The sequence below is a fragment of the Streptomyces crystallinus genome (assembly GCF_039521265.1).
Lineage (GTDB): Bacteria > Actinomycetota > Actinomycetes > Streptomycetales > Streptomycetaceae > Streptomyces > Streptomyces crystallinus.
In genome coordinates this window covers 56,194-76,878 of record NZ_BAAACA010000015.1, presented here as the reverse complement: position 1 = coordinate 76,878, position 20,685 = coordinate 56,194, and the positions used below count along the sequence as shown (strand labels likewise).

Below are 20,685 nucleotides of genomic sequence, written 5' to 3'. Positions count from 1 at the left end.
GTGGTCCTATGCCAGGTCATCGGCCTTCCCTAGGTCGTCGGCTCCCGTGGGAATAAGGCATCCTCCCGATCCGCCGACGCCGCCTCACGGGCGAGATTTCCCCCGTGAACACGACAGCGGTGAAGAGTGCGGGGCGGGGCGGCCCGCTGGGGCGGGTGCTGACCGACCGCAACGCGGGGCTGTATCTGACCGGGGTGGTGGTGTCCGGCTTCGGGACGTCGGCGATGTGGCTGACGGCCGGGATCTGGGCCAAGTCGCTGACCGGCTCGGACGCGTTGGCGGCGCTCACCGTCTTCGCGATGTGGGCGCCGACGCCGGCCGGCCCGCTCCTGGGGACGGTCGCGGACCGGGTGCGCCGGCGTCCGCTGCTGGTCGGGCTCAACCTCGCGATGGCGGCCCTGCTGCTTTCCCTGCTGGCGCTGGACTCGGCGGGCAGGATCTGGATCCTGTTCACGGTCCTCGTGCTGTACGGCGTGAACGGCGTCGTCCAGGACGCGGCCGAGGCGGCGCTGGTGGCCGAGGCCGTGGACCATGACCTGCTGGCCGACTTCAACGGCCTGCGGATGACGGCCAACGAGGGCATGAAACTGCTCGCCCCGCTGCTGGGGGCGGGGATCTGCACGCGGTACGGCGGGGCGGCGGTGGCAGTCCTGGACGCGGTGACGTTCGTGCTGGCGGCGGGGATCTTCGCGCTGGTACGGGTGCGGGAGGCGCGGCCGGTGCCGGGCGGCCACTGGCTGGCCGACACGGCCGAGGGGGCGCGTACGGTGTGGCGCTCTCCGGTGCTGCGGCCGCTGGTGCTCGCGGGCGCGGCGACGATGCTGTGCGCGGGCCTCAACGGCGCGGCGATCTACGCGGTGGTCGACGACCGGCTCGGCCACTCGGCGGCGTACGTGGGGGTGCTGTACGCGGTGCAGGGCGCGGGCTCGGTGGCGTCCGGGCTGCTCGCGGGCCCCCTGCTGCGCCGGCTGCCGGCCCACCGCTACGCGGCCGCGGGCATCGCGGTGTTCGCGGTGTCGGTGTGCGGGCGGGCCCTGCCGTACGACGCGGTGGCGCTGGTGTGCAGCGCCGGGGTCGGGCTGGGACTGCCGTGTGTGCTGGTGGCGTCGATGACGGCGGTGCAGCGGGCCACGCCGTCCGCGCTGCTCGGCCGCACGGCGTCGACGGCGAACACGCTGCTGTTCGTGCCGAACGCGGTGGGGACGGGCGTGGGGGCGGGGCTGGTCGGTCTGATGGGGGCGGAGGGACTGGTCCTGGTGGTGGGGGCACTGGCGCTGGCCGCGGCCTTGACGCTCTGGGCTCCCGCCCGGTCCCTTCCCTGACGCTCCAGGGGTGGGTGCTTCGTCCGCGGGCCGTGGTGGGTTGCTCGCGCGGTTCCCCGCGCCCCCAGGTATGCAGGGGGCGCGGGGACCTGAGCGGCCGGCCGGCCGCTCAGCCGCAGACAGAGGCGGAACACACAGGGCGGGCTAGAGCGCCTCGGCCGACGGCTTCACCATCCCGCGCACCGTCCGGGACTTCACGAAGTTCCCCAGCGCCGTCATCTCCCATTCGCCGGAGAACTGGCGGATGAGCTTCGCCATCATCACGCCCGTCTGCGGCTCGGCCGTGGTCAGGTCGAAGCGGACCAGCTCCTCGCCGGTGGCCGCGTCGATCAGCCGGCAGTACGCCTTGGCGACCTCGGTGAACTTCTGGCCGGAGAACGAGTTCACCGTGAAGACCAGGCCCGTCGCCTCCGCCGGGAGCCGGCCGAGGTCGACGACGATCACCTCGTCGTCGCCCGCGCCCTCGCCCGTGAGGTTGTCGCCGGAGTGCTTGACCGCGCCGCCCAGGATCGAGAGCTTGCCGAAGTAGCAGCTGTCCAGGTGGTTGCGCTGCGGCCCGTACGCGATCACCGAGGCGTCCAGGTCGATGTCCTTGCCCCGGAACGCGGGCTCCCAGCCGAGGCCCATCTTGACCTGGGAGAGCAGCGGGCGGCCGCCCTTGACCAGCGACACCGTCTGGTTCTTCTGGAGGCTGACCCGGCCCTTGTCCAGGTTGATCTTCCCGCTCGGCGCGGCCGGAGCGGCCGGCGCCATGGCCGGCGGCGCCGCGGGCATCGGGGGCGCGGCCACGGGGGCGGGCGGAGCCGCGGCGGCGGGCGCGGCGGCGGGCGGCTCCTCCTCGACCGAGACCCCGAAGTCGGTGGCGATGCCCGCCAGGCCGTTCGCGTACCCCTGGCCCACCGCGCGGGCCTTCCAGGCGCCGCCGCGCAGATAGACCTCCATGACGACCAGCGCGGTCTCGCTGCCGAGCTGCGGCGGGGTGAAGGTGGCGATGACGCTGCCGTCGTCGGCGTTGCGCAGGGTGGCGGTGGGCTCGATGCCCTGGAAGGTCTGGCCCGCGGCGTCCGGGCTGGCGGTGACGACGATCTTCTCGATGCCGGGCGGCACCGCCGTCGTGTCCACCACGATCGCGTCGGGCCCGGTGCCGCCGCCGGACCGGTAGGTGACCCCGGGGCCCGAGGGCTGGTTGTAGAAGATGAAGTCGTCGTCCGAGCGCACCTTGCCGTCGGCGGTGAGCAACAGGCCCGACACGTCGAGCCGCACCGGAGCGGAGACGTCCACCGCCACGCGGGCGGCCGGGAGCGGAAGGTTCGAGCCAGGTGTCATTGCGGTCATGCACCGGGAACGAGCGGCGCGGCTTTACGGTTCCTTGAACGTCCTGCCAATTGGTGAGCGGCCCGCCCGACCGCTCACACCCCCCGCCGGGGCTCAGTAAGGCCACACCGGTGGATTGCTGGTGAAGTGGCCCCCGAGGTAGGCGTGGTCCGGGTTGCCGGGGTCGGGCTCGCCCTGCTCGGCGATCAGCTTCTCGGCGTACTGCTCGGAGTCGTCCCTCGGCTCGTAGCCGAGCGCCCGCGCCGAGGAGAGGTCCCACCACAGCCGGGTGTTGGCGGAGGAGCCGTAGACCACGGTGTGGCCGACGCCCTCGGCGGTGAGCGCGGCGTGGAAGAGCCGGGCGCCGTCGCCGGGGCTCATCCAGATCGACAGCATCCGTACGGAGGTGGGCTCCATGAAGCAGGATCCGATCCGCACCGAGACGCTCTCCAGGCCGTACTTGTCCCAGTAGAACTGGGCCAGGTCCTCGCCGAACGCCTTGGAGAGGCCGTAGAGGGTGTCGGGGCGGTGAGGGGTGTCGACCGGGATCAGGGCGCCCCGCTCCCCCGGCGCCTCACCGTGCGGGCGCGGGGTGAAGCCGACCGCGTGGTTGGAGGAGGCGAAGACCACGCGCGCGACGCCCTCCTGGCGTGCGGCCTCGTAGAGGTGGTACGTGCCCTCGATGTTGGCCCGCACGATCTTGTCGAAGGTCGACTCCAGCGAGATGCCCGCGAGGTGCAGGACCGCGTCGACGCCCTGGACCGCGTCCCGCAGCGCGCCCCGGTCGCCGAGGTCGGCGGTGATCGCGTCCGGCTCCCCCGGGATGGCCCGCGAGTCGAGGAGGCGCAGCTCGTAGCCGTACGCCGGGAGCAGTCCGCGCATCAGGGTGCCGAGTCCGCCGGCGGCGCCGGTGAGCAGGAGGGTGCGGGGAGCGGGCATGGGGTCTCCTCAGTGCGGCGGGCGGACGGGTGGCCAGGGGGAGCGATGGAGGGTGGCCGGATGGACATCACCATGGACGCCATTCATATGAGTGGACACGCTAGGGAGCGGTCTCCGACCCCGTCAAGTGTGGCGTGGGGGGCGCGGCGGCGCCATGGCGGCGGGGGCGTCAACCTTGGGGAAAACACCCGGGTGCCGGGGTTGCGCGTCTTGACCGCCGTCCGGCGGCTGGCCTAGCGTGCTGATGTTCAGAAATATAGACGCCGATCAGAATTGTGCACGACGGCCTTAGCTGACGGCCTTGCCCTGGGAGCGCCCGTGACGCCCGTGACGCCTGAGAACCCCGCCCCGCTCGCCGCCCGCCTGGACGGACTCCTCTTCTTCCCCGTCACCCCCTTCGGCCCGGACGGCGGCCTCGACCTCGACGCCTTCCGCGCCCATGTGAGGAGCGGCATCGACGCCGGCGCGGGCGCGGTGTTCGCCTGCTGCGGGACGGGTGAGTTCCACGCGCTCACCCCGGAGGAGTTCCACGCGTGCGTGGCCGCGGCCGTGGCGGAGGCCGCCGGCCGCGTCCCGGTGGTGGCGGGAGCGGGGTACGGGACGGCCCTGGCGGTCCGATACGCCCGGCTCGCCGAGGACGCGGGCGCCGACGGGCTGCTCGCCATGCCGCCCTACCTCGTCGTCGCCGACCAGGAGGGCCTGCTGCGCCACTACACGGCGCTGGCCGCCGCCACCTCGCTCGACGTCATCGTCTACCAGCGCGACAACGCGGTCCTCACCCCCGCCACCGCCGTGGCACTCGCCCGCGCCGACGGCATCATCGGCCTCAAGGACGGCGTCGGGGACCTCGACCTGATGCAGCGGATCGTCAGCACGGTCCGCCGGGAGGCCCCCGAGCACGCGTTCCTCTACTTCAACGGGCTGCCCACGGCCGAACTCACCGGCCCCGCCTACCGGGGCATCGGCGTCACCCTCTACTCGTCGGCCGTCTTCTGCTTCGCCCCCGACATCGCGCTCGCCTTCCACCGGGCGCTCGCCACCGGCGACGACGCCACCGTGAACCGCCTCCTGGACGGCTTCTTCGTCCCGCTGGTCGAACTGCGCAACCAGGGCCGCGGCTACGCCGTGTCGCTGGTCAAGGCGGGCGTACGGCTGACCGGCCTGGAGGTCGGCGAGGTGCGTCCGCCGCTGAGCGAGCCCGACGCGGCCCACGTCAAACAGCTCGGCGCGCTCATCGAGCGGGGCCGGGCCCTGCTGGCGGAGGGCGAGTCCGTACGGGACGCGTCGGACGTACGGGACGGGGCGGGTGCGTGAGGGCCTCGGCGTTCCTCTACCCCTGGGACGTCATCGGCGACCCGGACGCACCCGCGCGGATCGCCGACGCCGGGGTCGCGCAGGTGACGCTCGCCGCCGCCTACCACTCGACCCGCGCGCTCACCCCGCACCACCCCCGCCACCGCGTGGTCACTGCCGAGTACGCGGCGGTCCTGTACCCCCTCGACGAACGGCGCTGGTCCGGCGCCGCGCTGCGGCCGTACGCCGCCGGCCGCTGGGCGCCCGGGGACGCGTACGGCGAGGCCGCCGAGGCCCTCGCGGCGGCCGGTCTCGACGTCCACTCCTGGGTCGTCCTCGCCCACAACTCGCGCCTGGGCGCGGAGCACCCCGACACCTCGGTGGTCAACGCGTACGGGGACCGCTACCCCTGGGCGCCGTGCATAGCGCGGCCGGAGGTGCGCGCGTATCTGGTGGGCCTGGCGGCGGAGGCGGCGGTACGGCCCGGGGCGCGCGGGACGGAGCTGGAGTCCTGCGGCTGGTACGGGCTGGCGCATCTGCACGCCCACGACAAGATCGCGGGGGTGCCGCTGGACGAGACGGCCCAGTACCTGATGTCGCTGTGCTTCTGCGACGTGTGCCGACGGGGGTACGGGGAGGTGGGCCTGGACGCGGAACGCCTCGCGGCGCGGGTGCGCGGGGCGCTGGGGCCGGTGTGGGCCGGGGCGCCCTGCGCGGGCACCGGGCTCCTCGCGGCCACGGTCGGCTACCGGGCGGCCGTGGCGCGCTCCCTCCAGGAGGAGGTGGTGCGGGCGGTACGGGGGGCGGCGGGGCCAGGGTTCCAGGTGTTGCTGCACGCGGATCCCGCGGTGCACCGGTGCGGGGCGAACGCGGGGGTCGATCCGGCGGGGGTGTTCGGGGTGGCGGACGGTGTGGTGGTCCCGTGCGCCGGGGGCTCGGTGGACCTTCTGCGGCCGTTCGCGGCGGGGGCGCCCGGCGGGGCGGTGGTGGCGGCGAACGTCACGGTGGTGTCGGGGATGGGGGGTGCGCCGGGGGCGCTTCGGGAGTTCGCGGGGCGGGCGGCTGTCGCCGGGGCGACGGAGTTGCGGCTGTATCACGGGGGGTTGGTGTCGGGGGAGGACTGGGGGGTGGTGCGGCGGTCCGGGGCGCTGGGTTGACCCCCACCCCGCCCCTACCCGAAAGTCCTCCGGCGGACGGCCTGCCCCCCCCTTCGTCCGCGGGTGAGTGGCCGGTTGCTCGCGCAGTTCCCCGCGCCCCTAGGGGGTCGGCCGCAGCCGGAGAACCCAGCTCAGCCACAGGCCTTCAGGGGCGCGGGGAACTGCGCGACCAGCCCACCACCGGGCCGCGGACGAGCGCGTAGCGGGGCGGCGGGGGGCTCCGGGGCGTAGCCACGGAGGAAAGGATTCACTCGCGCCGTCGGGACGCAACCGCAGGCCACCCCCCTCGCGTCGCACATCCTGACGACCATAAGGTCAGGGGGGCGACAGGGAGGGGTGCGGTGCGGAACATCGGCGGGTACCGCCTCGTCGCCCTGCTCGGCGACGGCGGCATGGGCCAGGTCCATCTCGCCCGCGCCCCCTCGGGCCGTCTCGTCGCGCTCAAGACCGTGCACCCGCACCTCGCCGCCGACCCCCGCTTCCGTGAGCGCTTCCGCCGCGAGGTGGCGGCGGCCGGAGCGGTGGAAGGCCCGTACACCGCATGCGTCCTCGCGGCCGACCCGGACGCCGACCCCCCGTGGCTGGCCACCGCGTACGCCGCCGGACCCGCCCTCTCCGAGGCCGTCTCCGCGCTCGGCCCGCTCGGCCCCGGCCAACTCGCCGCCCTCGGCGCCCTGCTGGCCGAGGCGCTGGCCGCCGTGCACGCCGCGCATCTCGTGCACCGCGACCTCAAGCCCGCCAACGTCGTCGTGACCCGCGACGGGCCGAAGGTCATCGGCTTCGGGATCGGCACGGGGGCCGGGGCGCGAAGAGCGGCGGAGGGAGCCCTCACCCGTACCGGCGAGACCCCCGGCTCCCCCGGCTCCCCCGGTTTCATCGCCCCCGAGACCCTCGCCCACGACGGTGAACCCGGCCCGCCCGCCGACGTCTTCGCGCTCGGCGCACTGCTCGCGCTCTGCGCCACCGGCCGCAACCCGTTCGGCGCGGGCAGCGCAGCGCGCGTGCTGTACCGCACCCTCCACGAGGAGCCGGACCTCGACGGGGTGCCGGGCGACGACTGGCGGGAGTTCCTGGGACGGTGCCTGGCACGCCGGCCCGCCGACCGGCCCTCCGTCGCCGAGGTGCTGGCCTGGTGCGCCGAGCGCGGCAGCCCCGAGCCCTGGTGGGAGCAGGAGCCGGTCACCGGGCTCATACGCCAGCACGAGGAGGCGGCCGAGGAGCTCGTCGAGGCGGCGCCCGCCCCGGACGGCGACCCCGGCCCGGCCGCGCCCGTCGCGCCCGTCGCGCCCGCCGACCCCGCCCGTGCCTCCCGGCGCCGCTTCCTGTTCTGGTCCGCCTCCGGCGCCGTCGCCGCCGCCGGCATCTCCACCGCCGTCGCCCTCGACACGGACGAGGGCGAGGAGGAGCGGGCCGGCGGCACGGCCGCCTGGGCGCGCGGGCGCGTCCTGTGGTCCCGCGACCTCGGCCGCGCCCAGGACGGCGGCGCCCTCCTGCGCCACGGCGACGCCCTCTACGTCCACGACGACGCCCACCTCACCCGGCTCGACCCGGCCACCGGCGCCGTCCGCTGGCAGCGGGACGCCAAGGGCACCGTGCAGGTCGTGCCGCACGGCGAGGACGTCGTCCACGTCGTCCGCACCGGGCCCGGCGCCGCCCCCACCCTGGCCGCGCTCGACGCCGCCACCGGCGAGACCCGCTGGGAGACCCGCGACCCACGGCTCGAAGGGCTGCGGCCGCGCACCTCGCTGCTGCCCGACGGCGCCGGACAGGAGGGCTCCCGAGGCACGGTCGCGCTCGGCGACACCGTCGCGTGCCTCGTCACGTACGAGCCGTACGACACCCTCGGGGCGCGGCGCACGGCCGGACGGCGGCCCTGGCGGGCGTACGGCTACGACATGGCGACCGGTGAGGGGCTCTGGTACCACGAGGGGACGGCCGCCACCGTGACGGCCGTACGGCAGGCGGGCGGGCGGTTCGCGGTCGCCTCGTCCGTGCCCGCCCGGCCGGACGAGCCGGCGCGGCCGAAGGGGCGCGCGCAGGACCCGCTCCATGTGCTGCGGGCCCGGGACGGCCGGCTGGAGACGACCCTGGCGGGCGGGGCGGCACGGCCCGACGCCCACCCGGGGGCCACCGGCACGGGCTACTTCGCCCTCGGCGAGGCCGTCAGCGCCGTCGACCTGACGACCCGGACCACCCTGTGGTCCCGGGGCGTCACCGGCTCGGTGTCCGTGACGCCGACGGCCACCGGCGGTCTGGTGCACGCCGGTTCGTACGCGGAGGTCAGCGCCCTGGACGCGGCCACCGGCCGGACCCGGTGGCTGCGTACGGACGTACGGCGGCTGGCCGAGGGCGACGACGCGCCGCCGCTGCTCTGCGAGGGCCGGCTGTACGTCACCGGTCCGGAGCCGGGCAGCGACCGGCTCGCCCTGGGCGGGCCGCGGTGGGGGCTGCACGCGCTCGACCCGGCGACGGGCGAACTGGTGTGGGCGGTGCCGTTCGCGGGCCGGGGCGAGCTGAGCGGGAGCGCGGGAGGCGGGCTGGTGCACGTGTGCGCCGGGTCGGTCCTCACCACCTTCCAGGGCCCGGACGGCTCCGGATGACGAACCCCTAGCAGGGCTGGCGGCGCCAGGGGCCGGTGATGGCGAGCATGATGCCCGGCTCCTGGATGTTGGCGAACAGGGTCCGCCCGTCGGGCGAGAAGGTCACCCCGGTGAACTCGCTGTACTCCGGGGCCTGTTCGGTGCCCTGGTTGAGTTCGTTGCGGGCGATGGGATACGTACGCCCGGAGTCGGTCGCGCCGAACAGGTGCTGGATCCCCTCGCCGTCCTCGGCGATGACCAGTCCGCCGTACGGCGAGACGGTGATGTTGTCGGGGCCGTCGAAGGCGCCGTCCTCGCCGGGCTCGGCGTTGACGCCCAGCAGCACCTTCAGGGTGAGGGTCCGGCGGCGCGGGTCGTAGAACCACACCTGGCCGTCGTGCTGGACCGGGGACTCGGCGCGGGCGTACGAGGAGACGATGTACGCACCCCCGTCGCCCCACCACATGCCCTCCAGCTTGCGGGCGCGGGTGACGGTCTCACCGGTGAACTGCTTGCGCACGGAGGTGGTACGGGCGTCGCGGTCGGGTACGTCGACCCAGTCGACCCCGTACACCGTGCCGATCCTGGTGGCCCGCGAGAGGTCGTCGACGAACCGGCCGCCCGCGTCGAAGCACCGGGTGGCCTGGAGCACCCCGGCGTCGGCGGCCAGGGTGCGCAGCCGGCCGCGGCCGTGCTTGAAGCCGTGCGGCGGGGTCCAGCGGTAGAGCAGGCCGTTGGGGCCGGAGGCGTCCTCGGTCAGATAGAGGTGGCCGCGCCGGGGGTCGACGACCACGGCCTCGTGGGCGTAGCGGCCGAGTGCCTTGACCGGCTCGGGGGCGCGGTTGGCGCGGCGGTCGTACGGGTCGACCTCGAAGACATAGCCGTGGTCCTTGGTCATGCCGCCGGACCCGGCCCGGTCCTCGGTCTCCTCGCAGGTCAGCCAGGTGCCCCAGGGGGTGGCGCCGCCCGCGCAGTTGGTGGAGGTACCGGCGATGCCGACCCACTCGGCGACCGGGCCGCCGTGCGGGTGCACCTCGACGACCGTGCAGCCGCCGGACGCGGCCGGGTCGTACACCAGGCCCTCGGTGAGCGGCACCGGGTGCGGCCAGTTCTTGCGCGGACCCCGCAGCTCGTGGTTGTTGACGAGCAGGGTGACCCCGCGCGGGCCCTCGAAGGCGGCGGTGCCGTCGTGGTTGGACGGGGTGCTCTCGCCGGACTCCAGCTTGGTGACGCCGCTGTGGGTGACGATCCGGTACGAGAAGCCCTTCGGCAGCGCGAGTATGCCCTGGGGGTCGGGCAGCAGCGGGCCGTAGCCGGGCTCGTGGTGCCCGTGTCCGGCGCCCCGGACGTCCTCGGCGGCCAGCGCGCCCGGCGCGGTGGCCAGCGCCCCGACGGATCCGGTGAGGGCGACCCCGGCACCGGTGAGGGCGGATTTCCTGGCGAACTCCCTGCGGCTGAGCGACATCGGGGGTCTCCTGAGGGGGTTAGCGGCGACGGGGGGGGCGGGGCCAGGGTCTCGTCAACGGGAGAACCCCACGCGAACGCCGGGCATCCCCCAAGCCAACTCCCTTACCCCCGGGCCCACCACCCACTGCCCTGCGCCCAGCGGAAGGTCGCTCGCGCAGTTCCCCGCGCCCCTTCTTGGCCCGGCCTTTGTCTGCGGGCGAGTGGTGGGTCGCTCGCGCAGTTCCCCGCGCCCCTAGGGGGTCGGCCGCAGCCGGGGAACCCAGCTCAGCCACGAGCTTTTAGGGGCGCGGGGAACTGCGCGAGAAGCGGCCACGACCCGCGCCCGACGAACTACCCAGGGGCGCGGGGAACTGCGCGAGCAACCACCCACCGGCCCGCAGACGAAGGCCGGGCACAAAACTACCCCCGCGAGCGGGCCTTGAAGGCCGCCTTGCGGGCCTCCTTCGCCACCCTCTTGTCCGGGTGCAGCCGCCCCATCGCCTCCAGCACATCCCCCGTCGCCGGATGCTCCACCCGCCACGCCGCGTCGAAGAACCCGCTGTGCTGCCCGACCAGGCCCTCCACCAGGCCCTGGAGCTCCTCCAGATCCCCGTCCACCGCCAGCTGCGCGGCAATCGTGTCCACGGCCAGCCAGAACACCATCGCCTCCGGCGGCGCGGGCACGTCGGAGGCGCCGCGCTCGGCGAGCCAGACCCGGGCGAGCCCGCCCAGCTCCGCGTCGTCCAGGACCTCGCGCAGTGCGGGCTCGGCCTCCGGGCCGGTGAGGGCGAGCGCCTGCTGGCAGTGCAGCCGGCGCAGCGGGCCGCGCTCGTCCGAGCCTCGTGCGGCGGCCAGCAACTCCCGTACCGCCGCAGGCAGTTCGTGCCGCGCCAGCCACTGCTCGGTCTCGGCGCGCGCCGCCGCCTCCGGGTAGTACGCGATGCCGTCGAGCAGCACGTCCGCACCCTTGTCCGCGAGATCCCCCACGGCCGGCGCCTCCACGCCCGCCTCCAGCATCCGGGCCCGTACGCCGTACAGCCCGAGCGGGGTGAGGCGGACCATGCCGTACCGGGCGACGTCCTCGTCGTCGACCGGCGGCGCGGGCTCCTCGCCCTCCTCGGCCATCAGCGCCTCGTCGACCGGCCGGTACTCCACCAGGCCGATCGGCTCCAGGAGGCGGAACTGGTCGTCGAGGCGCATCATCGCGTCCGACACCTGCTCCAGGATGTCGTCGGTGGGCTCCCCCATGTCGTCGGGGACGATCATCGACGCGGCGAGCGCGGGCAGCGGCACCGGGCCCTCGCCCGCGCCACCCTCGGTGACGGTGAGCAGATACAGGTTGCCGAGCACGCCCTCCAGGAAGTCCGCCTCCGCCTGCGGGTCCCAGTCGAGCCGGTCGAAGTCGAGCTCGCCGTCGTCCCCGATGAGGTCGGCGAAGTCGTCGAGCACCGGGGCCGTCGCGTCCGCGAAGACCGCGTCGAAGGCGTCCAGCCAGGTGGTGAGGACGTCCTGCGGGGAGCCCGAGGTGAGCAGGTCGAGCGCCTCGCCGGGCGCGGCCGTCCCCTCGCCGTCCTCCTCCTCGGCGTCGGTGACCTCGACGAGCCCGGCGTCGACGGCCACCCGCCACGCCTCGCTCGCGTCCGCCGCGCCGTCGTCGTCCGGGGTGAGGCCCAGTACTTCGGCGGCCGCGGGCAGTTGCTCCTCGACGAGCTCGCCCCCGGCGCCGACGCGGGTCTGCGGCCCGGTCCAGCGGGCGAGCCGCACCGCGCGGGCGAGCAGCGGGGCGGCCAGCGCCGCCCTGGCGAGTTCGGCCTCGGAGTGCAGCCGCACCGGCGGCAGGGTGGGGCGGTCTCCGGACATCTGTGGCGTACTCCTCGGGCGAAGCGGCGTGAACGCGGTGTCGTCCATGCGGGGTGATTCGAGAGACACCCAGCGTAGACGTATTTCACCGGGTATCGCCGCGCCCGCCCACCGCCCCGGCCGGGGCCTACGACGGGTTCCGGCCGGGGTCGTGGCGGTTGCGGACGGAAATCGCCGGACGGCGTCCGGCCTCCCCCGACGGCCTGTTCATCCGGCCGTCGAATTCCGGCCACCCGGCGACCCTTGACAACTACCCCGTTCAGCCAAGAGATTGACGCGCGTAGAACTTGCTGCACACCTGAGCAGCCCCGCACCCGCACGTGCACCGATCCCTCATCCTCCCGGAGTTTGTTGATGCCCGTTCCGAGATCCGCCGCCGTCTCCGCCGTCGTCGCCGCCGCGCTGGGCGCCGGTCTGCTGGCCGCCGGCTCGTCGGCCGCCGCCGACCCGGCCGCCGCCACCGCGGCCCGCATCCACGACATCCAGGGCACGACCCGCACCTCGCCGCTGGCCGGCCAGCAGGTGGCGGACGTGCCGGGCGTCGTCACCGGTGTACGGACGTACGGCTCCTCGAAGGGCTTCTGGTTCCAGGACACCGCACCGGACGACGACCCGGCCACCAGCGAGGGCGTCTTCGTCTTCACCGGCTCGGCGCCGAAGGTGGCCGTCGGTGACGCGGTGACGGTCTCCGGCACGGTCACCGAGTACGTCCCGGGCGGCCTCTCCTCCGGCAACCAGTCGCTGACCCAGATATCCAAGCCGGCCGTGACGGTCGTCTCCTCGGGCAACGCGCTGCCCGCCCCGGTCGCCGTGACGGCCCGTACCGTCCCCGACCGCTACACCCCGGCGGGCGACCCGGCCGCCGGCAACAGCGTCAACGCGCTGACCCTGAAGCCGAAGAAGTACGCCCTGGACTACTACGAGTCCCTGGAGGGCATGAACGTCCGCATCGGCACCTCGCGGATCGTCGGCGCCACCGACCCGTACAGCGAGCTGTGGGTCACCGTGAAGCCGCACGAGAACCGCACCAGGCGGGGCGGCACGCTCTACGCGTCCTACGACGACCAGAACACCGGCCGCCTCCAGATCCAGAGCCTGGTGCCGGCCGCCCAGCAGCCGTTCCCCAAGGCGAACGTCGGCGACACGCTGACCGGCGCCACCGAGGGGCCGCTGGACTTCAACCAGTTCGGCGGGTACACGATCACCGCCCGTACGCTCGGCACCGTCAAGGACAACGGCCTCAAGCGGGAGAGCACCCGCAAGCAGCGCACCGGCGAGCTCGCGGTCGCCACGTACAACGTGGAGAACCTGGACCCGTCCGACCCGCAGGCCAAGTTCGACGCGCTGGCCGACGGCGTCGTCAGCCACCTCGCCTCGCCCGACATCGTGGCCCTGGAGGAGATCCAGGACAACAACGGCGCCAAGAACGACGGCACGGTCGACGCCTCCGCCACCCTCAAGAAGTTCACGGACGCGATCGTCGCCAAGGGCGGCCCCGCCTACCAGTGGCGCTCGATCGACCCGGAGAACCTGAAGGACGGCGGCGAGCCCGGCGGCAACATCCGCCAGGTCTTCCTCTTCAACCCGGCGCGGGTCTCCTTCACCGACCGCCCCGGCGGCGACGCGAAGACCGCCGTCGGCGTCACCGGCACCAAGGGCCACCCGGCCCTCACCCTCTCCCCCGGCCGGATCGACCCGGCCAACCCGGCCTGGGCGGACAGCCGCAAGCCGCTCGCGGGCGAGTTCGTCTTCCAGGGGCGGACGGTCTTCGTGATCGCCAACCACTTCGCCTCCAAGGGCGGCGACGAGGGCCTGGTCTCGCAGCACCAGCCGGTGCCGCGCTCCTCCGAGGCCAAGCGGCTGCTCCAGGCGCAGGCCGTGAACGGCTTCGTGAAGCAGCTCCTCGCGGTCGACAAGCACGCCCGGGTGCTGGCGCTCGGCGACATCAACGACTTCGACTTCTCGGGCACCACCAAGGCCCTGGAGGACGGCGGCGCGCTGCGCTCGGCCTTCCGCACGCTGCCGCGGAAGGACCGTTACTCCTACGTCTACCAGGGCAACACCCAGGTGCTCGACCAGATCCTGACCAGCCCGGCCGTGCGCGGTTTCGACTACGACAGCGTGCACATCAACGCGGAGTTCGCGGACCAGAACAGCGACCACGACCCGCAGGTCATCCGCTTCCGCCCGTAGGTCAGTCGGCGGCCGGGGTGACGGTCAGCGCCGGAAGGTAGCGCGTCACCCCGCCCCCGCTCACGCCGGGGTAGCTCTGCACCCGCTCCCACTGCGGGGTCCTGGAGCCGACCCCGGCGCCGGGCGCGGCCAGCGCGTCGATGTGGGCCTGCTCGCTCTCCCACTCGGCGTAGTTGAGCACCCGGGTGCCGTCCTGGCTCACGTGGAAGTGGGCGGAGATACCGCCGGACGGCAGGTCCGGGTCGGTGTCCAGGGCCTCGAAGACGGCGTCCACCCAGGCCCGCTGGCGCTCCGGGTCCGGTCCTTCGAACTCGACGTCGACGAGCACGACGCAGCCGGGCGTACGGGGGTCGCCGGGCCGCGGACCGCTGCTGCGGTAGAGCTCGTACGAGTGCAGTCCCACGCGCTCGATGCCGGGGACGGCCGCGTCGATCTCGGCGACGCGGCCGTCCCGGAAGGTGCGGAAGAAGTCCTGGTAGGCGGCCTCACTCCGCCACTGCGAGTAGTGCAGCAGCGCGTCGCCGTCGGTGCCGGTGTAGACGCTGTACGAGAGCAGGCCGACGTCCGGCCAGTCCCGGCGGCCCCACGCCTCGGCGATGGCCTCGACGGCGGCCCGCTGCCGCTCGGGCGTGCCCACCCGCCAGACACTGGACTTGACGACTCCCACGCCGGTGCGGCGCGGGTCGGGCAGGGCGTGGAACGTCACGTCGGTGGGCGTCGGGGCCATGGCGGTCTCCTGGTGATCGTGCGGCGCTGCGCCGCGTGGACGATCACCATCCTGAAACGTCAAGGCAACTTGAGGTCAAGCGCGGCCGGGGCGCTGCCGCCGTCTCACCGCTCCTGGTCGCCGAGCCGCGCCAACTCGCTCTGGAACCAGTCGAGCCGGGCCTGGAGCAGCGCGGCCTCCGCGACGAGCTCCGGAAAGGTCCGCCCCGGACCGACCGAGTCCGCGGCCGGCGCGGCCAGGACCTTCAGCCCGTCGCCGCCCCGCCGGGCGAACTCGTCGAACCCCACGGTCACGCGCGGCCCGGCGCACCCCGGGCAGACCGGCTCCACGACCCGCCACCCGGGCCGCCCCCAGCCCGCGTCGGCCAGCCCGGTCGCCCGCCGCCGGCAGCGGCACGGCCCGGCGGTCGCGGTGCGCACCCGCTGGCGGGCGTAGCGCATCCCGAGCTCGAAGCGGATATAGCGCCCGAGCACCGCGACCTCCAGCAGCAGCGCCCCTCGGTGCTCGGCCGTGCAGGTCAGCGCCGCCGCCCCGGCGCGCTCGTGCAGACAGTGGAAGCCGCAGTCGCAGAGCCTGGACGGCGAGCGGTGGCGGCGCCCGTACGCGCAGTGCGCGTCGTCCAGGACGCCGTAGGGCAGCACGGCACCCAGCGAGACACCGAGGAAGGCGGCCCGGGAGCCGTCCTGGGAGAGCGCCGCATGGGCGATCTTGTAGCCGGTGGGCGGCTCCGTCGGGCGTTCCTCGGGGAGCCGCAGCCTCATCGGGCGGCCGTCACCTCGACGGGCACCTCGGCCGGGACCTCCTCGGGCACGGGCGGCGCCTCGTCCCGTACGACGTCCTCGGGCCGTTCCTCCGCGACACCAGTGGCGAGAGCCTTGCCGAGCCTCATGACGACCTCCGACGGGACGACGGTACGGACATGAACGGACACACCGGTCTCTCATGGTGACGTACGCGTCCACGCACGCCAAGAGCGCCTGCGCAGCCCATACTTCAGCGATGCTATGGATGAACAGCAAGCAGAACTAAGTAGACCTTTACGGTCACTCCACCCGAGACTGCGTCAATGAGCACTCCCCGCCCCTTCGGGCGCGCACTCTGCGCCATGGTCACGCCGTTCACCGCCGATGACACGCTCGACCTCGACCACGCCCGGCGCCTGGCGGCGCGCCTGGTGGCCCAGGGCTGCGACGGCCTGGTCCTGAGCGGCACCACCGGCGAGTCCCCCACCACGACCGACGCGGAGAAGGCGGCGCTGGTACGGGCGGTACGCGCCGAGGTCGGCCAGGACGTCCATGTCGTGGCCGGGGTCGGCACCGCCTCCACCCGGCACACCGTGGAGCTGGCCCGGCAGGCCGAGGAGGCGGGCGCGAACGGCCTGTTGGTGGTCTCTCCGTACTACAGCCGCCCGCCGCAGGACGCGGTGGAGGCGCACCTGCGCACGGTGGCGGACGCCACGGAGCTGCCGGTGATGCTCTACGACATCCCCGGCCGCACAGGCGTCCGGATCGGCACCGACACGCTGCTGCGGCTCGCGGAGCACGAGCGGATCGTGGCGGTCAAGGACTGCGCCTACGACCTGCTCGGCTCCACCAAGGTCATCGGCCGCACCTCGCTGGCGTACTACTCGGGCTGCGAGGAGATGAACCTGCCGCTGTACGCGGTGGGCGGCGCGGGCTACGTCAGCACGGTGGCGAACGTGGCCCCCGCCCAGATGCGGGCCCCCCTGGACGCGTACGACAAGGGCGACGTCGACGAGGCCACCCGCCTCAACCACCTCACGCTCCCCCTGGCGGAGCTGATGATGGCGTCGGGCCTGCCGGGCACGGTGACGGCGAAGGCGCTGCTGGACACTCCGGTGAGAGAACCGCTGCGACCGGCGACCCGGGACCAGGCCGCCGCGTTGCGGAGCGCATACGACGACCTGGTCCGGGACTAGTCACGGGTTCTCACCGCGTGGTGGGGCCGGCCGCACCCGCGCCTTCAGGGGCGCGGGGAACTGCGCGACCAGCCCACCACCGGCCCGCAGACGAACACGTACCCCACAGCCCACTCAATTGTGCGCGTGCAGAACCTCGTTGAGCCCGCCCCACACGGCATTGTTGGGCCGAGCCTCCACCGCACCCGTGACCGAGTTCCGCCGGAACAGAATGTTCGACGCACCGGACAGCTCACGGGCCTTGACGATCTGCCCGTCCGGCATGGTGACCCGCGTCCCCGCGGTGACGTACAGCCCGGCCTCGACGACGCACTCGTCGCCGAGCGCGATCCCCACCCCGGCCTCCGCGCCGATGAGGCAGCGCTCGCCGATGACGATCCGTACGTTTCCGCCGCCGGACAGCGTGCCCATCGTGGACGCGCCGCCGCCGATGTCGGAGCCGTTGCCGACGACGACACCGGCGGAGATACGGCCCTCCACCATCGAGGTGCCCAGCGTGCCCGCGTTGAAGTTCACGAAGCCCTCGTGCATGACCGTGGTGCCCTCGGCCAGGTGCGCGCCCAGGCGCACCCGGTCGGCGTCGGCGATACGGACGCCCTTGGGGGCCACGTAGTCCGTCATACGCGGGAACTTGTCGACGGAGGTCACCTGGAGGTGCAGCCCGGCGGCGCGGGCGTTCAGCCGCACCTGCTCGATCTCGTCGACGGCGACCGGGCCGAGCGAGGTCCAGGCGACGTTGGCGAGCAGGCCGAAGAGGCCGTCCAGGTTCTGGCCGTGCGGCTTGACCAGGCGGTGCGAGAGCAGGTGCAGACGCAGATAGGCGTCGTGGGCGTCGAGCGGCTTGTCGTCGAGCGAGGCGATGACCGTACGGACGGCGACGACCTCGACGCCCCGGCGCTCGTCGACGCCGAGGGCCGCGGCGGCGCCCTTGCCGAGGAGGGCGGTGGCCCGGTCGGCGGTGAGTCGCTCGGTTCCCGCGGGTCCATGGCCCTCGGCATTCGCGGCGACGAGCTCGGGGGCGGGGAACCAGGTGTCGAGGACGGTGCCGTCGCCGGCGAGGGTGGCGAGGCCGGCGGCGACGGCGCCGGTGGAGCGAGAAGCAGTAGCAGTCGTGTCGGTCATAGCGGAAAACCTAACCGGCGACGGCCCGCCGGGGCGAACCGGTCTCAGGTGCCGGTCGCGCGTCGCCCCGCACCTCACCCGCCGCGTCGCTTCGCACCTCATCCGCCGTATCGCCCCGCGCGTCGCTCCCGGTCAGCGCCCCCGGCAGCCGCCGGGTCCACAGCACCGCGAGCCCGGCGAGCCCCGCGAGGGCGGCGCACAGCGGCCACAGCAGGCCGGGCGCGGCGGTGTAGAGCGCGCCGCCGAGCGGCGGGGCGAGCACCTGGCCGCTGATGGAGGCGCCCGCGTACAGACTCTGGAAGCGGCCCTGGGCGTGGGCGGGCGCCTGGTCGGCGACGTACGCGGTGGCGGTGGTCTTGTAGAGGATCTCGCCGAGGGTGAGCGACAGCATCAGGGCGAGCGCCCAGCCGAGGGCGGCGCCCGGGATGACCAGCGCGTAGCCGAGGCCGACCAGGAGCAGCCCGCAGCCGACGACGGACAGCGGCGCGCGGCCGCGCAGGGCGTGCGCGGCGGGCAGTTCGAGGCAGAGGATCACGCCGCTGTTGAGCGCGATCAGCCACCCGTAGATGTGGGCGTCCATGCCGTGGTCGCCGAGGAAGACGGGCAGGGTGGAGTACTGCTGGCGGTAGACGAGGTCGACGCAGACGATCGCGGCGAGCAGCACCGGCACGGCGGGCCGCACCCGCAGCTCCCGCCACAGACCGGGGGCGGCGGGATCGTGGACCGGCTTGGCGTGGGCGGCCGCGCGGGCGGGCAGCACCTTGGCCGCGTACGCCGCGAAGAGCAGGGTGCCGACGCCGTCGGCGGTGAACAGCCAGTCGTACGACCAGTGGTCGGCGACCAGCGCGCCGAGCGGCGGCCCGACGGTGAAGCCCGCGTTGGCCGCGAACCGCATGACCGCGAAGCCCTGGCGGCGGCTGCCTTCGGGGACGCCGACGGCGACGAGCGCGGAGTTGGACGACCGTACGACTCCGGAGGCGTACTGGGCGAGCGGCAGGGCGGCGGCCAGTGCCGGGGTCGGCAGCAGCGCGAGCACGGCCAGCAGGGAGCCGCTGACCAGCGCCCCGGCGAGCAGGGCGCGCCGGTGGCCGTAGCGGTCGCCGAACCAGCCGCCGGTGAAGTTCCCGGCGACCAGTCCGACGCCGCCGATGCCGCTGAGCACTCCGGCCTGGCCGACGCTCAGTCCGCGCGGGCCGGTCAAGTACACGAAGAGGTAGATGAAGGTGAAGCTGACGACCGCGTTGAAGAACATGCCGAAGCACAGCAGCCGGACGGTTCTCGGCACCGCTCGCAAGGTCTTCACGTTGGCCGCCCCCTGGTCCCGATCCTGAGTGAGTTCCTTATGGGAACGGACTATGTCAGCATGGGGGCCGCAGGTCAACGGCGTACGGAAGGATGGAGGCATGCCTCAACGCACCCGGCTCGACGACGAGCACTGCGCCATCGCCCAGGCACTGGACGTCGTCGGCGACTGGTGGACCCTGCTGATCGTGCGCGACGCCGCACGCGGGGTGCACCGCTTCGACGCGCTCCAGCGCGAACTCGGCCTGTCCCGCAAGGTGCTCGCCGAACGCCTGAAGCTGCTGGTCGAGACGGGGGTGCTGACCCGGGAGCCCTACCAGGAGCGCCCGGTGAGGCATGAGTACCGCCTCACTCCGCGCGGCCGTGCCCTGCTGCCCGTACTGATCGCACTCCAGGACTGGGGAGACACCTGGGTGCTCGGAGAAGGAGAGACGATGGCCACGGCGACGGAGCGGTCCGGGGAGACCGAGCGGGTGCGGGAGCTGGCGGGCACCAAGGTGCCGGACCTGCTGCTCACCGACTTCGACGGGGACCCGAGGGACCCGGTGGCGGCGGAGAGCGCCTGCACCGTCCTGTACTGCTTCCCCGGCGCCTACGCCCGCAAGGAGTCCTATCCGCCCGGCTGGGCGGGCATTCCGGGGGCGCCGGGCTGCACGCTGGAGTCGTGCACATACCGCGACCAGCTCGCGCGGTTCACGGCGGCGGGCGCGAGCGTGCACGGCGTGTCCACCCAACGCCCGGACGAGCAGCGGGCGTTCGCGGACAAGGAGCGGCTGCGCTTCCCACTCCTGTCGGACGCGGACCTGGAGCTGACGGCGGCACTGCGGCTGCCGACCTTTCGCACGGCGGGAGTGAGCCGGCTCAAGCGCCTGACGCTGGTGGTGGACCGCGACCGTACGGTGATCGAGGCGCTGTACCCGATCACCGACATCGAGGCGAGCGTGGGGGCGGCGCTGGCGGCGGTGCGCCGGGCGGGCGGCGGGGACTGACCCGGGTGCTGCTCAGTGCGCGGCGCCGCCGGCGTTGAGCAGCACCACACCGCCGATGATCAGCGCGATCCCGGCGAGTTTGGCGGCCGTCATCGTCTCGCCCAGGAAGAGCATGCCGATGGCGGCGATGACGGCCGTGCCGACGCCGGACCAGATCGCGTACGCGGTGCCCACCGACATCGACTTCAGGGTGAGCGAGAGCAGATAGAACGCGAGGAGGTATCCGCCCACGGTCACCAGAGAGGGCCAGAGCCGGGTGAAGCCCTCGCTGTACTTCATCGCGGAGGTGGCGGCGATCTCCGACGCGATGGCGCAGGAGAGCAGGACGTACGGCATACGGACAAGCGTACACAGCGATGCGTACGGGCGTACATAACGGTTGGGGGGGGCGCGGAATCCGTCTGCGGGCTGTGGTGGGTTGCTCGCGGAGTTCCCCGCGCCCCTGACCACCTAGGGGCGCGGGGAACTGCGCGATCAGCCACCGACCGGGCCGCAGGCGAAGA

Annotated in this window: 17 protein-coding genes; 7 read left to right on the top strand and 10 right to left on the bottom strand. The window is 73.8% G+C overall.

The window, feature by feature from the left end; all coding sequences use genetic code 11:
• The first annotated feature begins 104 nt into the window (after positions 1 to 104).
• Positions 105 to 1,322 (top strand): MFS transporter, encoded by a 1,218-nt coding sequence (locus tag ABD236_RS15750; RefSeq protein WP_344074312.1) that lies wholly within the window; start codon positions 105 to 107, stop codon positions 1,320 to 1,322.
• A gap of 144 nt (positions 1,323 to 1,466) precedes the next feature.
• Here ABD236_RS15750 and ABD236_RS15745 read toward each other — a convergent pair whose 3' ends face one another.
• Positions 1,467 to 2,657 carry a TerD family protein gene (locus ABD236_RS15745; RefSeq protein WP_344074311.1) on the bottom strand — a complete coding sequence of 397 codons (1,191 nt, stop codon included), beginning with the start codon at positions 2,655 to 2,657 and terminating at the stop codon, positions 1,467 to 1,469.
• A 93-nt stretch (positions 2,658 to 2,750) separates the two neighbouring features.
• Positions 2,751 to 3,575 carry an NAD-dependent epimerase/dehydratase family protein gene (locus ABD236_RS15740; protein WP_344074310.1) on the bottom strand — a complete coding sequence of 275 codons (825 nt, stop codon included), beginning with the start codon at positions 3,573 to 3,575 and terminating at the stop codon, positions 2,751 to 2,753.
• Between the two features lie 327 nt (positions 3,576 to 3,902).
• Here ABD236_RS15740 and ABD236_RS15735 point away from each other — a divergent pair, with 327 nt between their 5' ends.
• From ABD236_RS15735 to ABD236_RS15725, 3 genes are all read left to right on the top strand, one after another.
• Positions 3,903 to 4,889, top strand: a complete 987-nt coding sequence (locus tag ABD236_RS15735) for a 5-dehydro-4-deoxyglucarate dehydratase (protein WP_344074309.1) — start codon at positions 3,903 to 3,905, stop codon at positions 4,887 to 4,889.
• Entirely contained in the window at positions 4,886 to 6,025 is a 1,140-nt protein-coding gene (locus ABD236_RS15730; protein WP_344074308.1) for a hypothetical protein, read from the top strand. Before ABD236_RS15735 ends, ABD236_RS15730 begins: the two co-directional genes overlap by 4 nt.
• A 341-nt stretch (positions 6,026 to 6,366) precedes the next feature.
• On the top strand, positions 6,367 to 8,625 hold the full coding sequence (locus tag ABD236_RS15725) for a protein kinase domain-containing protein (RefSeq protein ID WP_344074307.1): 2,259 nt from the start codon (positions 6,367 to 6,369) through the stop codon (positions 8,623 to 8,625).
• 7 nt (positions 8,626 to 8,632) lie between these two features.
• Here ABD236_RS15725 and ABD236_RS15720 read toward each other — a convergent pair whose 3' ends face one another.
• Both ABD236_RS15720 and ABD236_RS15715 read right to left on the bottom strand, forming a co-directional pair.
• On the bottom strand, positions 8,633 to 10,069 hold the full coding sequence (locus ABD236_RS15720) for an alkaline phosphatase PhoX (protein WP_344074306.1): 1,437 nt from the start codon (positions 10,067 to 10,069) through the stop codon (positions 8,633 to 8,635).
• Positions 10,070 to 10,470: 401 nt separating this feature from the next.
• Positions 10,471 to 11,910, bottom strand: a complete 1,440-nt coding sequence (locus tag ABD236_RS15715; protein ID WP_344074305.1) for a hypothetical protein — start codon at positions 11,908 to 11,910, stop codon at positions 10,471 to 10,473.
• A gap of 354 nt (positions 11,911 to 12,264) precedes the next feature.
• On the opposite strand from ABD236_RS15715, the gene ABD236_RS15710 reads away from it, so the two are divergent.
• The gene (locus tag ABD236_RS15710; RefSeq protein WP_344074304.1) at positions 12,265 to 14,103 is read left to right on the top strand and encodes an endonuclease/exonuclease/phosphatase family protein; all 1,839 of its coding nucleotides are present in this window, start codon (positions 12,265 to 12,267) and stop codon (positions 14,101 to 14,103) included.
• A gap of 1 nt (position 14,104) precedes the next feature.
• Here ABD236_RS15710 and ABD236_RS15705 read toward each other — a convergent pair whose 3' ends face one another.
• From ABD236_RS15705 to ABD236_RS15695, 3 genes are all read right to left on the bottom strand, one after another.
• Positions 14,105 to 14,830: an antibiotic biosynthesis monooxygenase family protein gene (locus ABD236_RS15705; RefSeq protein WP_344074303.1), complete on the bottom strand. Its 726-nt coding sequence runs from the start codon at positions 14,828 to 14,830 to the stop codon at positions 14,105 to 14,107.
• Between the two features lie 104 nt (positions 14,831 to 14,934).
• On the bottom strand, positions 14,935 to 15,591 hold the full coding sequence (locus ABD236_RS15700) for a hypothetical protein (RefSeq protein ID WP_344074302.1): 657 nt from the start codon (positions 15,589 to 15,591) through the stop codon (positions 14,935 to 14,937).
• Positions 15,588 to 15,761 (bottom strand): hypothetical protein, encoded by a 174-nt coding sequence (locus ABD236_RS15695; protein ID WP_344074301.1) that lies wholly within the window; start codon positions 15,759 to 15,761, stop codon positions 15,588 to 15,590. The genes ABD236_RS15700 and ABD236_RS15695 overlap by 4 nt, the downstream gene beginning before the upstream one ends.
• 135 nt (positions 15,762 to 15,896) lie before the next feature.
• Here ABD236_RS15695 and dapA point away from each other — a divergent pair, with 135 nt between their 5' ends.
• On the top strand, positions 15,897 to 16,769 hold the full coding sequence (gene dapA / locus ABD236_RS15690) for a 4-hydroxy-tetrahydrodipicolinate synthase (protein ID WP_344074300.1): 873 nt from the start codon (positions 15,897 to 15,899) through the stop codon (positions 16,767 to 16,769).
• Between the two features lie 114 nt (positions 16,770 to 16,883).
• Here the strand turns inward: dapA and dapD are convergent, their stop codons facing one another.
• The gene (dapD, locus tag ABD236_RS15685; RefSeq protein ID WP_344074299.1) at positions 16,884 to 17,891 is read right to left on the bottom strand and encodes a 2,3,4,5-tetrahydropyridine-2,6-dicarboxylate N-succinyltransferase; all 1,008 of its coding nucleotides are present in this window, start codon (positions 17,889 to 17,891) and stop codon (positions 16,884 to 16,886) included.
• A gap of 10 nt (positions 17,892 to 17,901) precedes the next feature.
• Positions 17,902 to 19,143, bottom strand: a complete 1,242-nt coding sequence (locus ABD236_RS15680) for an MFS transporter (protein ID WP_425543880.1) — start codon at positions 19,141 to 19,143, stop codon at positions 17,902 to 17,904.
• Between the two features lie 151 nt (positions 19,144 to 19,294).
• Here ABD236_RS15680 and ABD236_RS15675 point away from each other — a divergent pair, with 151 nt between their 5' ends.
• Positions 19,295 to 20,182 carry a winged helix-turn-helix transcriptional regulator gene (locus ABD236_RS15675; RefSeq protein WP_344074297.1) on the top strand — a complete coding sequence of 296 codons (888 nt, stop codon included), beginning with the start codon at positions 19,295 to 19,297 and terminating at the stop codon, positions 20,180 to 20,182.
• A gap of 12 nt (positions 20,183 to 20,194) precedes the next feature.
• Here ABD236_RS15675 and ABD236_RS15670 read toward each other — a convergent pair whose 3' ends face one another.
• Positions 20,195 to 20,518 (bottom strand): DMT family transporter, encoded by a 324-nt coding sequence (locus tag ABD236_RS15670; protein WP_344074296.1) that lies wholly within the window; start codon positions 20,516 to 20,518, stop codon positions 20,195 to 20,197.
• Positions 20,519 to 20,685: the final 167 nt, after the last annotated feature.

Coding starts and splice junctions, on each gene's coding strand:
- dapD (WP_344074299.1), bottom strand. CDS start 17,891: ATGACCGACACGACTGCTACTGCTTCTCGCTCCACCGGCGCCGTCGCC.
- ABD236_RS15705 (WP_344074303.1), bottom strand. CDS start 14,830: ATGGCCCCGACGCCCACCGACGTGACGTTCCACGCCCTGCCCGACCCG.
- ABD236_RS15670 (WP_344074296.1), bottom strand. CDS start 20,518: ATGCCGTACGTCCTGCTCTCCTGCGCCATCGCGTCGGAGATCGCCGCC.
- ABD236_RS15675 (WP_344074297.1), top strand. CDS start 19,295: ATGCCTCAACGCACCCGGCTCGACGACGAGCACTGCGCCATCGCCCAG.
- ABD236_RS15715 (WP_344074305.1), bottom strand. CDS start 11,910: ATGTCCGGAGACCGCCCCACCCTGCCGCCGGTGCGGCTGCACTCCGAG.
- ABD236_RS15740 (WP_344074310.1), bottom strand. CDS start 3,575: ATGCCCGCTCCCCGCACCCTCCTGCTCACCGGCGCCGCCGGCGGACTC.
- dapA (WP_344074300.1), top strand. CDS start 15,897: ATGAGCACTCCCCGCCCCTTCGGGCGCGCACTCTGCGCCATGGTCACG.
- ABD236_RS15680 (WP_425543880.1), bottom strand. CDS start 19,143: ATGTTCTTCAACGCGGTCGTCAGCTTCACCTTCATCTACCTCTTCGTG.
- ABD236_RS15700 (WP_344074302.1), bottom strand. CDS start 15,591: ATGAGGCTGCGGCTCCCCGAGGAACGCCCGACGGAGCCGCCCACCGGC.
- ABD236_RS15720 (WP_344074306.1), bottom strand. CDS start 10,069: ATGTCGCTCAGCCGCAGGGAGTTCGCCAGGAAATCCGCCCTCACCGGT.
- ABD236_RS15745 (WP_344074311.1), bottom strand. CDS start 2,657: ATGACCGCAATGACACCTGGCTCGAACCTTCCGCTCCCGGCCGCCCGC.
- ABD236_RS15710 (WP_344074304.1), top strand. CDS start 12,265: ATGCCCGTTCCGAGATCCGCCGCCGTCTCCGCCGTCGTCGCCGCCGCG.